Source organism: Polaribacter sp. (genome assembly GCF_024639685.1).
In the GTDB taxonomy this organism is placed as follows: Bacteria; Bacteroidota; Bacteroidia; order Flavobacteriales; family Flavobacteriaceae; genus Polaribacter.
Genome location: NZ_JAHEHX010000020.1, coordinates 1 through 13,938, shown reverse-complemented (window position 1 = coordinate 13,938; position 13,938 = coordinate 1). Strand labels below are relative to the sequence as shown.

Annotated in this window: 15 protein-coding genes and 1 pseudogene; 6 read left to right on the top strand and 10 right to left on the bottom strand. The window is 31.7% G+C overall.

Annotated features, from left to right (window positions below; genetic code table 11):
* Positions 1-78 precede the first annotated feature (78 nt).
* The 5 genes from Q0L44_RS08910 (at position 79) to Q0L44_RS08890 (ending at position 3,405) form a co-directional block, all read left to right on the top strand.
* Positions 79-1,041, top strand: a complete 963-nt coding sequence (locus Q0L44_RS08910; protein ID WP_296637660.1) for a M23 family metallopeptidase — start codon at positions 79-81, stop codon at positions 1,039-1,041.
* 11 nt (positions 1,042-1,052) lie between these two features.
* Complete coding sequence (locus tag Q0L44_RS08905) at positions 1,053-1,382, top strand: MerR family transcriptional regulator (protein ID WP_296637658.1); 330 nt, start codon at positions 1,053-1,055, stop codon at positions 1,380-1,382.
* A gap of 155 nt (positions 1,383-1,537) precedes the next feature.
* Positions 1,538-2,149, top strand: coding sequence for a LemA family protein (locus tag Q0L44_RS08900; RefSeq protein WP_296637656.1), 612 nt, complete (start codon positions 1,538-1,540; stop codon positions 2,147-2,149).
* Positions 2,150-2,587 carry a TPM domain-containing protein gene (locus tag Q0L44_RS08895; RefSeq protein WP_296637654.1) on the top strand — a complete coding sequence of 146 codons (438 nt, stop codon included), beginning with the start codon at positions 2,150-2,152 and terminating at the stop codon, positions 2,585-2,587.
* Complete coding sequence (locus tag Q0L44_RS08890; RefSeq protein WP_296637653.1) at positions 2,584-3,405, top strand: TPM domain-containing protein; 822 nt, start codon at positions 2,584-2,586, stop codon at positions 3,403-3,405. The genes Q0L44_RS08895 and Q0L44_RS08890 overlap by 4 nt, the downstream gene beginning before the upstream one ends.
* A 171-nt stretch (positions 3,406-3,576) precedes the next feature.
* Here the strand turns inward: Q0L44_RS08890 and Q0L44_RS08885 are convergent, their stop codons facing one another.
* From Q0L44_RS08885 to era, 10 genes are all read right to left on the bottom strand, one after another.
* Complete coding sequence (locus Q0L44_RS08885) at positions 3,577-3,960, bottom strand: DUF423 domain-containing protein (protein ID WP_296637651.1); 384 nt, start codon at positions 3,958-3,960, stop codon at positions 3,577-3,579.
* Between the two features lie 148 nt (positions 3,961-4,108).
* Entirely contained in the window at positions 4,109-4,705 is a 597-nt protein-coding gene (locus Q0L44_RS08880) for a nucleotidyltransferase family protein (RefSeq protein ID WP_296637650.1), read from the bottom strand.
* A gap of 4 nt (positions 4,706-4,709) precedes the next feature.
* On the bottom strand, positions 4,710-5,729 hold the full coding sequence (locus tag Q0L44_RS08875) for an XdhC/CoxI family protein (RefSeq protein ID WP_296637648.1): 1,020 nt from the start codon (positions 5,727-5,729) through the stop codon (positions 4,710-4,712).
* A gap of 2 nt (positions 5,730-5,731) precedes the next feature.
* On the bottom strand, positions 5,732-7,879 hold the full coding sequence (locus tag Q0L44_RS08870; protein ID WP_296637647.1) for a molybdopterin cofactor-binding domain-containing protein: 2,148 nt from the start codon (positions 7,877-7,879) through the stop codon (positions 5,732-5,734).
* A gap of 3 nt (positions 7,880-7,882) precedes the next feature.
* Positions 7,883-8,356 (bottom strand): (2Fe-2S)-binding protein, encoded by a 474-nt coding sequence (locus Q0L44_RS08865; RefSeq protein WP_296637645.1) that lies wholly within the window; start codon positions 8,354-8,356, stop codon positions 7,883-7,885.
* A gap of 196 nt (positions 8,357-8,552) precedes the next feature.
* Entirely contained in the window at positions 8,553-10,109 is a 1,557-nt protein-coding gene (locus Q0L44_RS08860) for a protein adenylyltransferase SelO (RefSeq protein ID WP_296637644.1), read from the bottom strand.
* A complete protein-coding gene (msrA, locus tag Q0L44_RS08855; RefSeq protein ID WP_296637642.1) occupies positions 10,106-10,642 on the bottom strand; it encodes a peptide-methionine (S)-S-oxide reductase MsrA in 537 nt (178 codons plus the stop codon). The genes Q0L44_RS08860 and msrA overlap by 4 nt, the downstream gene beginning before the upstream one ends.
* Positions 10,635-11,087 (bottom strand): peptide-methionine (R)-S-oxide reductase MsrB, encoded by a 453-nt coding sequence (msrB, locus tag Q0L44_RS08850; protein WP_296637641.1) that lies wholly within the window; start codon positions 11,085-11,087, stop codon positions 10,635-10,637. Before msrB ends, msrA begins: the two co-directional genes overlap by 8 nt.
* A 195-nt stretch (positions 11,088-11,282) precedes the next feature.
* The gene (gene der / locus Q0L44_RS08845; RefSeq protein ID WP_296637639.1) at positions 11,283-12,593 is read right to left on the bottom strand and encodes a ribosome biogenesis GTPase Der; all 1,311 of its coding nucleotides are present in this window, start codon (positions 12,591-12,593) and stop codon (positions 11,283-11,285) included.
* 153 nt (positions 12,594-12,746) lie between these two features.
* Positions 12,747-13,628 carry a GTPase Era gene (era, locus tag Q0L44_RS08840; protein WP_296637638.1) on the bottom strand — a complete coding sequence of 294 codons (882 nt, stop codon included), beginning with the start codon at positions 13,626-13,628 and terminating at the stop codon, positions 12,747-12,749.
* A gap of 194 nt (positions 13,629-13,822) precedes the next feature.
* Between era and Q0L44_RS08835 the strand changes: the two are divergent.
* Positions 13,823-13,938: pseudogene (locus Q0L44_RS08835) on the top strand (type IX secretion system membrane protein PorP/SprF); the annotation flags it as partial.

Genomic DNA, 13,938 nt, shown 5'->3' with positions numbered 1-13,938 from the left:
TTGTAAATTTGTCTGTTTATAAATAAACTAGTTTTTCAAATTTACTAAAGCTATTACAAAAATAGCATATTTCACAACATGGCAAAAGTAAAATATTATTATGATGAGGATACGCTTTCTTACAGAAAAATTGCTGTAAAAAAGAGCGATTATTATCGTAAAATACTATTTAGTTTTTTTGGAATATTACTGATTGCTTTTATAGGTTTTATTGGTTTTAGTCAAATTATTACATCGCCTTCTGAACGAGCACAGCAGAGAGAACTAGAAAATTTGAAGTTTCATTTTGAGCTTATTAATAAAAGATTAGAAGAAAGCTCTTCAGTTTTATCGCAATTGCAGGAACGTGATAATAATATTTATAGAAGTTATTTTGAAGCTAATCCAATTCCATTAGAGCAACGAAAAGCTGGTTTTGGAGGGGTAAATAGATACAAAGATTTAGAAGGTTTTGAAAACTCTACATTAATTAAAAATATAACCAAACAAGTAGATATTTTATCTAAGCAAATGGTGGTCCAATCTAAATCTTTAGATGAAATAGTTGCTTTGGCAAAAGAAAAAGAAGACATGTTGGCCTCTATACCTGCTACTTTACCAATTAAGAAAGGAGATTTTTATGTAGCATCTGGATACAAAATGAGGATGCATCCAATTCTGAAAATCAATAAATTTCATAAGGGAATGGATTTTACGGCTCCTAAAGGAACACCTATTTATGCCTCTGGAGATGGACAAATATATAGAGCACAAAGAAGCTCTACTTTTGGTAAAGTAGTTTATATAGATCATAGTTATGGGTATAAAACCATTTATGCACACTTAAGTAAAATGGTTGTTAGAAGAGGTGAAAAAGTAAAAAGAGGAGATTTAATAGGTTATGTTGGTAGTACAGGGCTTTCTGTTGCACCTCATTTACATTACGAGGTTCATAAAAATGGCATTGCAGTAAACCCTATTAATTTTTACTATGGAAATTTAAGTGTGTCTGAGTTTGCAGACCTACAACAAACCTCAGAAGAAAGTCAATCTTACGACTAAACAATGTTATTATGTTTATAGACTTGCCTGAAAAACGTTATTATAAAATTGGAGAAGTAGCTACTGCTTTTAATGTAAATGCCTCTCTTATCCGTTTTTGGGAAAAAGAGTTTGATATTATTACTCCAAAGAAAAATAAAAAAGGAAACCGACTTTTTACTCAAGAAGATATTCATAATTTTAAATTAATTTTTAATTTAGTTAAAGAAAGAGGGTATACTCTAGATGGTGCTAAAATGCAACTTAAAAAAAACCCAGAAAGCACCTTTAATAAACACGAAATTATAAGCAGATTAGAGTCTGTAAAAGCAGAATTACTTCAAATAAAAAACTCATTGTAGTTTCTTGTAGTTATTTTCTTAAAGAAGTACATCTCCTCTGCTGTTTTTTTAAAATCTACAATTGTTGTTATGCTATTTAAAATAGGGTCTAAAGAGCACAGCTTTTTTTAGTAAATTTGTAAATAATATAAAAATCAATCCAAAAAAATAAAATTATGAAAAAATGGTTTATCCCTTTAGCAGTCATTGCAGTTTTGCTTTTTGCAGTTTATAGTTGGGCAAAAGGCTTTAATAATAACGCTGTTGAATTACAAGAAGATGCAAAAACAACTTGGTCTAATGTAGAAAGCGCTTACCAAAGAAGAAATGATTTAATTGGAAATTTAGTAAAAACTGTGCAAGGTGCTGCAGATTTTGAAAAAAGTACTTTAACAGAGGTTATTAATGCTAGAGCAAAAGCAACATCTACTTCTATAAATGTTGGTGACTTGTCTGCAGCAAATATGGCTAAGTTTCAACAAGCACAAGCTGGCCTAAGTGGAGCTTTGTCTAAACTATTGGTTTCTGTAGAGCGTTATCCTGATTTAAAATCTAATGCAAACTTTTTAGAGCTTCAAAGCCAACTAGAAGGAACAGAAAATAGAATTAATGTGGCTAGAGACCGTTTTAACGAAGGGGTAAACAATTATAATAAGCATATTAAAATTTTCCCAAATTCTGTATTAGCAGGGATCTTTAATTTCGATGAAATGGATAGATATAAAGCAAATCCTGGTTCAGAAAATGCTCCGGATATTAATTTTGATTTTAATAAAAAAGCAGCCTAAATGTCAAGTAATAACTCGTTTTTAACTAATGAAGATGAGCAAGAAATTGTAGCTGCCATTCGCATTGCTGAAAAAAGCACCTCTGGTGAAATTAGAGTGCATATAGAGGCAAAGACAGATAAATCTCATTATGATAGAGCTTTAGAGGTGTTCCATGAATTAGAAATGCACGCAACTAAAGATAAAAATGGAGTGTTAATTTATGTGGCTGTTAACGATAGAAAGTTTGTTATTTGTGGTGATGAAGGAATTAATAATGTAGTGCCTGATGATTTTTGGAACACTACTAAAGACATTATTCAACTTTACTTTAAAAACCAGGAATTTAAACAAGGTTTGGTTGCAGGGATTTTAAAGGCTGGTGAGGAGTTGAAACACCATTTTCCCTGGCAAAAAGATGATGAAAATGAGCTTTCTAACGAAATATCTAAAGGATGAGTTTTAAACTAAATAAAGCTTTTTTAAATTATTTTCACAGTAAACAAATTTTTTTATTTGGTGCGTTATTTTTATCGTTTACTTTGTTTTCTCAAGGATTTCAAATACCTAAAAAACCTGATTTTCAAACTAGTGTTTACGATTACATCAATTTACTTTCCAATTCAGAAAAAACAAATTTAGAAGCAAAGCTAGTTCGTTATTCTGATACAACTTCTACACAGATAGTTATAGCAATTATTAACTCTACAGAGGGCGAAAATATCAATTATCTAGCGGCAAACTGGGGAGAAAAGTGGGGGATTGGAGATGCTAAAAAAGATAATGGTGTATTTGTTTTACTCGCTAAAAATGATAAAAAAGTAGCCATTCAGAACGGAAGAGGTGTCGAATATTTAATGACAGACTTTCAGACCAAAAGGATAATTGAACGTGTTTTGGTTCCTCAATTTAAGAAAAACAATTATTATCAAGGTTTAGATTATGGAGCAGATATTATTTTTAAAACACTTCAAGGCGAATTTAAAGGCACAAGAAAACAATCTAAAAAGAAAGGTGGTAGTATATTTTTAGTAATTGTTGTTATTGTAATTTTCCTTGTAATTTTTAGAGGCAACAAAAACAATAGAGGTGGAGGTAAAAGATTTAGAAGAGGCTCTTTGGCAGATACTATTTTTGATACAATTATTTTAACTAATGCTGGTAGAAGAAGTGGTGGCTTTGGAGGTGGCTTTGGAGGCGGATCGTCAGGAGGCGGTTTTGGAGGCGGTTTTGGTGGTGGTTCTTTTGGAGGTGGAGGTGCTTCTGGAGGTTGGTAAATTATTTTATATACCTGACATTTCTCTCAAACTTTATGAAGTATTTAAACTCAAAATTCTATAATAAGAATATTCTTAAAAATCGAAGGGATTTGCTTTAAAGGAAAGAATACAATTTTAATTACTGATAAAAGAGCAGGTAGAAAAGAAGGAAATATCTTTGAATATCGCTTAAAGTAATAAGATAAATTTATAAAGTAAAAGTAACCAACCTGCAGCTAAAAACAAACCACCTAAAGGAGTTATTGGTCCCAAAAACTTTAGTTTTCTCTCTTTATAACTAGATAACACTAAACCATAAATTGAGAAAGAGAAAAGTGCTATTCCAACAATAAAAGCATTCACAATATAATTGTCAATAGACAGTGTATCATTTAAATTAAAACCTAAAAGAAGCAAAACAATTGCATGATACATTTGGTATTTAACCCCTGTTTCGAAACTTTGTAATTGGTCTTGAGATAGTTTTTTCTTTAATAAATGAGCTCCAAATGCACCTAAAATTATGGCTAAAAAGCCAAAGAAACTTCCAAAAAGTAATGCGTTTACACTCATCTTATTTAAAAATTAAAAACTTGAGTTAAATATTATCGTTATTTTATTGTTTCCTTTGTTAGTGGCTATATTTTTTTCAATGCTATTGGTAACATATAAAAAACACTTCCTCCAAAATATTTTACTAATTTTATATTGGTAAAATTAACTATTTTAAAATTGACTTTCTATAAAGTTTCAATTCTTCTTGCGTGTCAATATCTATATTGTTGGCTTCTAATTTTGATGATAAAACTTCAGTTTTGTGTTTGTTAATAAAACTTTTAGCACCTTTATCACCATTAATAGTTAAAAGCGATTTAAAATAGGTTTTAGGTATAATCACAGGTACACCAAAGTGCGCTTTGTATTGGGTTGCAATTATTTTAGATGGGTTATTCAAATGTAGATTTTTCATTGATGATAGGTATTCTTCATCAATAGCTGGTTGATCTGCCAAAAGAATAAAAACAGCATCAAAATTTAAGTCATGTTCTTTAAAATAATTAAGACCAGCAATAATGCTTGTACTTAATCCATTAATATAATTATCATTAAAAATAGTTGTTATATTAGGTAATACTATCGATTTTTTAATAAGACTTGCATTTGCACCCAAAACACAATAAATATCGATTTCTTGCAGTTGAACTGCTTTTTCTAAAGTGATATTTAAAAGCGTCTTGTTGCCAACTTTTTCAAGTTGTTTAATGCTTTGCATACGAGAGGATTTCCCAGCAGCCAATACTAAAATAGCAATACTCATAAATTTAATTACTGTGAATTTTACCTGTAATATTTCTTAGAGAAAAGGGTTCTTTATTTCTTGTAACTGCTAAAATTTCAGCAATAATTGAAATAGCAATTTCCTGAGGTGTTTTTGCGCCAATATGCAGACCTGCAGGTGTGTAAATGGTTTCTAAAAATGCTTCTGTAGTTTCAGGGGAAAACTCAAAAAGCTCATTAAACAAACGCTCTCTTCTTTTTGGAGCACCTAAAATACCTATATAATTAGCACACTTCTTTTTAGATAATTTTACCAAATATTTTAAGTCTTGTACATAACTATGGTTCATTAAAACAATAGCACAGTTTTCTGTAATACCCTTAAATTCGATAGTTTCTTGGCTCTCACCTAAAACTCTACTAGCTCCAGGAAAATCAGACAATTGTTTACTGTCTTTTGCAGATGTTATCACTTCTATTTCCCAACCAAGATTCGCAGCAATTTTGCATAATTGAACAGCATCATGCTCTCCACCAATAATTACTAGTTTAAAAGCGGGTTGTAAAATTTGTGAAAAAAGCTGGGTGTTTTTTTCAGGAGCAAAAGATGCAAAAAATGAAAATTGTTTTTGATTTTCGAAAGTTATCATCGATCCGAAATTACCAAAATATTCGTCCTCTAATATAAAATTACTTTCAATTTTTAGAGTCTCTCTTCTGGAGTAAGCTGTTGTAAAGATTGTTAAAAACTCTTCTGTGATAGTTATTGGTTCAATTAAAATATATAAAATGCCTTCACAACCTAATCTGTATCTTCCATCGTAAGTTATAATCTTAGGCTTGTTATCTCTAAATACAGTTTTCGCTCTTTGTATGATTTCTTTTTCTACACATCCTCCAGAAACTGCGCCTACAGAAGTTAAATCTTCAGAAATTAACATTCTTACACCAGGTTTTCTGTAAGAAGAACCTTCTAAATGCACAACAGAGGCCAACACATTTTTCAATCCTTTTTTTTGATTGATGGTTGCTTGATGTATTATTTCTTTCAGTTCGTGAATCAATGTTAAGAGAGTTTTAATGGCATTTCTGTTAACCGTTCTCCTGTTAACCTTCTAACTGCATTCCCAATTGCTGCTGCAATAGGCCCTAAAGGCGGCTCACCTACAGGTCCTGGTTTATCTATACCTTGTATTAAGTGCACGTTAATTTCTTTAGGAGCGTGTTTAATCATTGCCATCTGATAAGGACCAAAGATGGTTGGTTGCAATTGCCCATCTTCAATGTACATTTTTTCGTGCATTGCTGCACTCATTGCCATAATAATTGCACCCTCACATTGTGCTTTTACTTGATCTGGATTTATAGCAATTCCACAATCCATTACACAAGTTACTTTGTGCACTTTAATTTCATCTTCTATTATTGATACTTCAACCACTTGCGCACAAGGTGTTCCTGCGTCTGTAGAGCATGCAAATCCCATGGCAATTCCATCTTTAACTTTATCTGAATAGTTAGTGTGTTGTTGTGTCTTTTGTATCACATTTTTTAACCTAATACCTTCCTCATCTTCTTTTATCTCCGCTAGTCTTAACTCAATAGGATTTTTATTTCCTTGTATTGCTAATTCATCTACAAAACTTTCTATAGCAAATGTATTGGCCAATAACCCTAAACTTCGCCACCAACTTGTAGCAAAAGGAAGTGGTTTGTGCCACTGTATTGCCCTTCTATTTTTTATTCCATTATAATGTATACTTCCTCCTCGAATTGCACCAAGGTCTGCACCTAGTATTTTATTAGTAATATTTGGTAATAATACAGATTCTGTAGCTACGTTTCCGCTTGCAAAATGGTGTTCTAGATTTTCTATTTGTCCTGCATTATTGAGTTTACCTCTCATAATATGATGAGTTGGAGGTCTAAACATATCATTTTGAAATTCCTCTTGTCTCGTAAAAAAATATTTTACAGGTTGCCCAACCGCTTTAGACATTTGAACGGCATGTATAGCATGGTAGGTGTTTAATCGCCTTCCAAATCCACCTCCTAAAAAAGTTGGAATTATATTTACATCTTCTGTACTTACTTTTAGTGCTTTTGCAACTTGTTTTTGAGTTATGCCTACTACTTGAGTAGATATAATTACTGTAATTTTTCCATCTTTATAAGAAGCTACTGCACCATTTGGTTCTATTTGAGCGTGAGCACCAAGTGGGCTTTTGAATTCTATTTCTAAAAAAGATTCATCTTTTTTTAAAGAGTTTCCTTCTTTTTGAACCAACATTTCACTCCCACTACCTACTGTTATTAAAGACCTTATTTCTTCTTCAGACCATTTCTTTGGAATGTGCCATTCTATATCAATAACTTCTTTTGCTGCGAGTGCTTCAGAATAACTTTTAGCAATAACGCCCACCCAATCATCAATTTGAATAATTTTTACAACCCCTGGCATTTTATTTGCTTCGGTAAAGTTGGCCTTTTTGAAAGTTGCACCAATATGTTCTGGTTTTAAAACAACTGCATGCAGCATATTGTCCATCTCTGCATCCATACCAAAAATAGGTGCACCAAAAACTTTAGCATTTAAATCGATTCTAGGTATTGGTTTGCCAATGAGAGTATACTCTTTAAAAGGTTTTAATGTTGGCGTAGAAGGAATTTCCCATTCAGTAACATTCTCGGCTATTTGCGCATAAGAAAGTTGTTGGTCTTTAAAAGTCACTATTCCATTTTTTGTAGTGATTTCCTGAACTGCTATGCCCCATTTTTTAGCAGCTTCTAGTTTTATCATTTCTCTTGTTGTAGCAGCCAATTCGCGCAAAATTGTCCACATAGAAGCAATAGATAAACTACCACCAGTTCCTAAATTATCTACAATGCCACTTTCAGTTGCAGCGGCAATTACTTCTATTTGGTTAATATTTATATCCAATTCGTCAGCTGCAATCTGAGCAAACCCTGTAAATGTACCTTGCCCCATCTCTACTTTTGGTGAATGTAAAAGTATGGTGTTGTGTTTGGTAATTTCGAACCACAAGTTGGCTTCTGTTCCGGTTCCTAAATATGGTGCAACAAAAGAATCTGTAAAATCGATTATTTCTCTTCTTATAGGATTTCTAAATATAGCTGTACCTACTGCTAATACACCAAGTGTTCCTAGCCCTCCTTTAACTAAAAATTTTCTTCTCGATATTTTTTTGCTCATCTTTTAACTTTTTTGATCTCTTGAAAGTTCAGCAGCTCTGTGAATTGCTTTTCGCATTCTATAATAAGTGCCACACCTACAAATATTTAAGATTGCGTCATCTATTTCATCGTCTGAAGGGTTGTTGTTTTCTTTTAATAATGCAGCAGTTGCCATCATAAAACCTGATTGACAGTATCCACATTGTGGAACTACTTCTTCTATCCAAGCTTGTTGTACTGGATGAGGATTCTCTTCATTTCCTAATCCTTCAATGGTAGTTATGTGCTTACCAGCAGCAAATTTTACGGCATAAGAACATGAACGTATTTCTGCACCATCTATATGTAAAGTGCACGCTCCACAGGCTGCTTTTCCACAGCCAAATTTTGTTCCTTTTAAGTTTAAATGATCTCTAATCACCCATAAAAGAGGGGTGTATTCGTCTTTAACATCAACTGTAACCTCTTTGTTGTTTATTATAAAGGATATGTTCATTTCTTTCTTTTTTATTCGTGCACTCTATAAATTTATAGTATTTTACATAAAGTTACTGTAAATTATCTAAATCACATAATAGGAGGTGTAAAGCTTTGAATGTATTCAAAGGTATCTTCTATTTACTATTGTAAATGTCCATTTTAGTTCCATTTTTTCAACTAAAATGTTTCTCTATGCGTTTATTTTACCAATATTAAGAACTACAAGATAACATAGAGCAACCTACTTTATCTCTAGCCCATTCAGGTCTTTTTGCAAACCATTTGTCATTTTCTGGTTGATCTTTATATGGATTTTTTAATAATTGAAACAATTCATCTATTAATTTATAATCGCCATTATTTGCTGCATCAATAGCCAATTGAGCCATATAGTTTCTTAAAACATATTTAGGATTTGTAGCATCCATTTTTTCTTTACGTTCATCAACAGAAACTCTTTCTATGGTTAACCTATTTTCGAATTTTTTGAACCAAATATTCCATTTGTTGTATACATCATCAGAAATATTTTCTAAATCATAAAAAGCATTTTCAATAAGTTTAAATCCTTTTTTATAATTAGAAAAATTACTTAAATTTCTAAAGAAAATGGTCATATCTGTTTCTACTAATTGCAAATTATCTTCTAGTTCTTGAATTAATTTAACATCCTCTTCATCAGCAACAAATAAGCCTAATTTGCTTTTCATCATTCGTAAAGATTTCTTTTCAAAATCAACTTTATATTGATTTAGAATGACTTCTAAAGGCTCTGCATCTTCAATTAAAGGATATAAGGCGTTTGCAAGTTGGTATAAATTCCATAACCCAATATTGGGTTGATTTCCATATCTGTACCTTTTGTTTTGTCTATCTGTGGTGTTGGGTGTCCAACCAAAATCGAAACCTTCTAGCCATCCATAAGGTCCATAATCTATGGTTAACCCTAAAATAGACATGTTATCTGTATTCATAACTCCATGCACAAAACCAACCCTTTGCCAATCAATAATCATGTCTAAAGTTTTGTTTGCAACTTCACTAAAGAACTGAACGTATGTTTCTTTTGATGGATTTCCTAAATGAGTAAAATGATGTTTTATAGTATAATCTGTAAGTACTTTTAAATTTGTAATATCATTTCTAGAGGCGAATATTTCGAAATTTCCAAAACGTAAAAAAGAGGGTGAAATTCTTGAAACGATTGCTCCTTTCTCATATGCAGGATTTCCGTCATACAAAACATCTCTTAAAACTTGATCTCCAGATAAACTTAAGCTCAAAGCACGAGTTGTTGCAATACCTAAATGGTGCATGGCTTCACTGCATAAATACTCTCTTATTGATGAACGTAAAACTGCCAAACCATCTGCAGTTCTAGAATAAGGAGTTTTACCTGCACCTTTTAATTGTGCTTTCCAATTTTTGTTTTGATGTTCAACTTCAAATAAATTGATAGCTCTTCCATCACCTAATTGACCTGCCCAATTGCCAAACTGATGACCTCCATAACACATTGCAAAAGGCTTTGTGTTGGCATAAACTTGATTTCCTGTAAATACATTTTTAAATAACTCTGACTTGGTTTCTTTTGTTGTAATACCTAAATCATTTGTCATTTCTTGAGATACATGAATTATTTCTGGCTGATTTGTTTTTTTGGGATTTACAAAAGAATATACAGCATCTGTTACTTGTCTTCTAGAATTTTCTAGAACTTTATCTGCTGGTAAATTATTTAAAAAGGTGTTTTTCAGGTTTAATTTCATGCTAACTTATCTGCGTGTAATTTTCTTAATTTAGATAACTTTGGTTCTATAACATATGTGCAGTAACCATAACCTTGATTGTTTTTGTAGAAGTCTTGATGTTCTTGTTCAGCTTCGTAAAAAGTAGGTAATAGACTTACTTCAGTCACTATTTTATCATCAAAATAAACTTGTAACTGTTTTAAAACTTCAGCTGCAATTTTTTGTTGGTGTTCATCATGATAAAAAATAACAGACCTATATTGAGTGCCTCTATCTGCTCCTTGCCTGTTTAACGTTGTAGGATCATGAGAAGTCATGAAAATGACCAAAATATCTTCGTAAGAAATAATAGTTGCATCGTAGGTAATTTGAATTACTTCTGCATGACCTGTTAACCCAGAGCAAATTTCTCTATAGGTAGGTTTGCCTGGTGCATTACCACCTGCATAACCAGATACTACTTTTTCCACACCTTTAACTTCTAGAAAAACGGCTTCTGTGCACCAAAAGCAGCCTCCACCAACTGTAGCTAATCTAATATCTTTACTCATTTTCTTTCTCTAATTTCATAGCTTCTGAATTAATACAATAGCGCAAACCACTTGGTTTTGGTCCATCAGGAAAAATATGACCCAAATGCGCATCGCAAGTATTGCATAATACTTCTACTCTAACCATACCAAATGTAGTGTCTTTTACATATTTGATTGCGTTTTCTTTAATTGGCTGTGTAAAACTAGGCCAACCAGATCTTGACTCATATTTTATAGTAGAATCAAAAAGAGGAGCATTGCAACATATACAATTGTACTGCCCAACATCATATATAGAACATAATTCACCTGTGTGTGGTCTTTCTGTACCTTTTAGTCTTGTAATCCTAAATTGTTCTGCAGTTAAGATTTCTTTCCATTCACCCTCAGATTTTTCCATTCTTTTATCTGGGGTTGAGTTGCCTTTTGTGGCAAAATGTATGATGTCTTTCCAGGTTAACATGTAATTATTTTCTTTTAAAATTGTTTTTAAAAATAGTCGTTTAAACACTCAAAAAATTACAATTATAAAGTGTTTTATATTGATAAAAATATCCCTATAAATTTACAGCTAAATTTTTAAAATTAAAAGTTGGTAAGAATTGTTTGTAAGAAAAAAAAGTTGTCACTTCTAAAGAAAAGAAGGTGAGAACCAGACTTATTTTTGTCTAAAATAGATGGTTATTGGAACTCCAGAAAAATCATAAATTTCACGTAATTTATTTTCAACAAAACGTCTGTATGGATCTCTTACATATTGAGGTAAGTTACAGAAAAATGCAAATTGTGGAGTTTGTGTAGGCAACTGCATGCAGTATTTAATCTTTACAAACTTACCTTTAATTGCTGGTGGTGGATAGTTTTTAACCACCTCTAACATTACATCATTAAACTTACTTGTAGGTATTCTGTTTTTTCTGTTTTCAAAAACTTCTACAGCAGTTTCTATAGCTTTGAATAAACGTTGTTTTGTTAATGCAGAAATAAATACAATGGGTACATCTGTAAAAGGTGCTATTTGTTCTTTTACTTTAGCTTCATAATCACGCATAGTATTGGTTTCTTTTTCAACCAAATCCCATTTATTGATTAAAATAACAACTCCTTTTCTGTTTTTTTCTGCCAACCAAAATATATTTTGATCTTGCCCTTCAAAACCACGAGTAGCGTCTATAACTAAAATAATTACATCAGAATATTCAATAGATCTTACAGCACGCATTACAGAATAGAATTCTAAATCTTCTTTTACTCTAGATTTTTTTCGAATTCCTGCAGTATCAACTAAATTAAAATCGAAACCAAATCTGTTGTATTTTGTATCAATAGAATCTCTAGTTGTACCAGCAATATTGGTTACAATATTTCTGTCTTCGCCAATTAAAGCATTTATGAATGATGATTTACCGGCATTTGGTCTACCAACAACTGCAAACCTGGGTAATTCTTTTTTTTCTAAATCTACTTCTTCAGGAGCAGGAATTTTTTCTGCAATTGCATCTAACAATTCACCAGTTCCACTCCCGTTTATAGAAGATATAGTGTGGTAATCGCCTAAACCTAGGTTATAAAATTCAACAGCATCTGCATCGCGCATTGCATTATCAACTTTATTAACGGCAATAAAAATTGGTTTTTTAACTTTTCTTAAAAGTTTGGCAACTTCAGCATCCATTGGTGTTATACCATCTTCTACATCTACCACAAAAACAATTAAATCTGCCTCATCTATGGCTAAAGCTACTTGTTTTCTAATTTCTTCTTCAAAAATATCGTCAGAACCTATAGCATACCCACCAGTATCAATTACAGAGAATTCTTTTCCATTCCAGTCCGATTTTCCATAATGCCTATCTCTTGTAACTCCGCTAACAGAATCTACAATAGCTTCTCTTCCTTGAACCAATCTGTTAAATAGTGTCGATTTTCCAACATTTGGTCTTCCTACAATGGCTATAATACTGTTCATTTGAATTCTAAAATTTTTGCAAAGATACAATTAAACAAAAGACTTTTACAGGTCTTTTTATTTCAGAGAAATAGAGATAAAATGAGGTGTTGTTGTTTTCTTATGATACTTAAAAAATAGAGAGTAGATTTCAATTAAAAGGCAATAGTTTTTTTATTGTTGGTAGCCAAATCTCTTTAATTGGTTTTTATCACTTCTCCAATTTTTATTCACTTTTACATAAAGTTCAATAAAAACTTTTTTCTGAAAAAAACGTTCTAAGTCTTTTCGAGCTTCTGCACCAACTCTCTTAATCGCTGTTCCTTTATGGCCAATGATTATTCCTTTTTGTGTATCGCGCTCTACCATAATTATAGATCTAATTCTAACAATTGCATCTTCTTCTATAAAACTTTCTGTTTCTACTTCTACAGAATAGGGTATTTCTTTTTTGTAGTGTGTTAAAATTTTTTCTCTAATTTTTTCATTCACAAAGAAACGTTCGTTTTTGTCTGTAAGTTGATCTTTGGGATAAAAAGGAGGGCTTTCTGGAAGTAATTCTATTATTTTATAAAATACGGCATCTACATTAAATTTTTCTAGGGCCGAAATTACATAAATAAAAGAATTGGGGACTTTGTTTCTCCAAAATGCAATTTTCTCATCTACTTCTTCCTTGTTTGATTTGTCAATTTTATTTAAAAGAAGAATAACAGGGATTTTGCTGTGTATTATTTTATTAAAAAAAGCTTCGTTTTTTAATGCAGTTTCGCCCACTTCTACCATGTAAATTAGTACATCAGCATCTTCAAAAGCAGATTTTACAAAATCCATCATAGAGGCTTGTAGTTCATAGGCTGGATTTATAATTCCTGGAGTATCAGAAAAAACAATTTGGTATTCTTCGTGATTTACAATTCCTAAAATACGATGTCTCGTTGTTTGCGCTTTGGGAGTAATGATAGATAGTTTTTCGCCTACTAATGCATTCATTAAGGTAGATTTACCCACATTAGGATTTCCGATAATGTTAACAAAGCCGGCTTTATGTATCATAAGAGCAAAGGTAATTAGTTTTGTGGTTCTATGATGTTTTTAAGTATTAAAAAATAATTAAAATCAAGTTTGGTGTTTATTTACTTTCTGTTGTATATTTGAAGTTAAAATATTGAGATAGAGCTTATTGTAGTTAATCAGACTCGTAAAAGTGGTGCAATCGCTGTAAAGATTGAGACAGAAATAGCTAGATTGTTTCAGGCGCTCCATTACAATTAGATGTTTCTTCTAACTTTCAGTTTTATGACAAGTTTACCTTAGGGACTTCTTATAGAGTAGGAGCAGCAGTGAGTTTTTTAGCTGGATTTCA

What these genes read in the sequence shown, in the direction of transcription:
- msrA (WP_296637642.1), bottom strand. Translation starts at nt 10,642, where the DNA reads ATGAGTAAAGATATTAGATTAGCTACAGTTGGTGGAGGCTGCTTTTGG.
- Q0L44_RS08870 (WP_296637647.1), bottom strand. Translation starts at nt 7,879, where the DNA reads ATGAGCAAAAAAATATCGAGAAGAAAATTTTTAGTTAAAGGAGGGCTA.
- Q0L44_RS08865 (WP_296637645.1), bottom strand. Translation starts at nt 8,356, where the DNA reads ATGAACATATCCTTTATAATAAACAACAAAGAGGTTACAGTTGATGTT.
- der (WP_296637639.1), bottom strand. Translation starts at nt 12,593, where the DNA reads ATGAACAGTATTATAGCCATTGTAGGAAGACCAAATGTTGGAAAATCG.
- Q0L44_RS08860 (WP_296637644.1), bottom strand. Translation starts at nt 10,109, where the DNA reads ATGAAATTAAACCTGAAAAACACCTTTTTAAATAATTTACCAGCAGAT.
- Q0L44_RS08910 (WP_296637660.1), top strand. Translation starts at nt 79, where the DNA reads ATGGCAAAAGTAAAATATTATTATGATGAGGATACGCTTTCTTACAGA.
- era (WP_296637638.1), bottom strand. Translation starts at nt 13,628, where the DNA reads ATGATACATAAAGCCGGCTTTGTTAACATTATCGGAAATCCTAATGTG.
- Q0L44_RS08905 (WP_296637658.1), top strand. Translation starts at nt 1,053, where the DNA reads ATGTTTATAGACTTGCCTGAAAAACGTTATTATAAAATTGGAGAAGTA.
- Q0L44_RS08890 (WP_296637653.1), top strand. Translation starts at nt 2,584, where the DNA reads ATGAGTTTTAAACTAAATAAAGCTTTTTTAAATTATTTTCACAGTAAA.
- Q0L44_RS08880 (WP_296637650.1), bottom strand. Translation starts at nt 4,705, where the DNA reads ATGAGTATTGCTATTTTAGTATTGGCTGCTGGGAAATCCTCTCGTATG.
- Q0L44_RS08895 (WP_296637654.1), top strand. Translation starts at nt 2,150, where the DNA reads ATGTCAAGTAATAACTCGTTTTTAACTAATGAAGATGAGCAAGAAATT.
- msrB (WP_296637641.1), bottom strand. Translation starts at nt 11,087, where the DNA reads ATGTTAACCTGGAAAGACATCATACATTTTGCCACAAAAGGCAACTCA.
- Q0L44_RS08885 (WP_296637651.1), bottom strand. Translation starts at nt 3,960, where the DNA reads ATGAGTGTAAACGCATTACTTTTTGGAAGTTTCTTTGGCTTTTTAGCC.
- Q0L44_RS08900 (WP_296637656.1), top strand. Translation starts at nt 1,538, where the DNA reads ATGAAAAAATGGTTTATCCCTTTAGCAGTCATTGCAGTTTTGCTTTTT.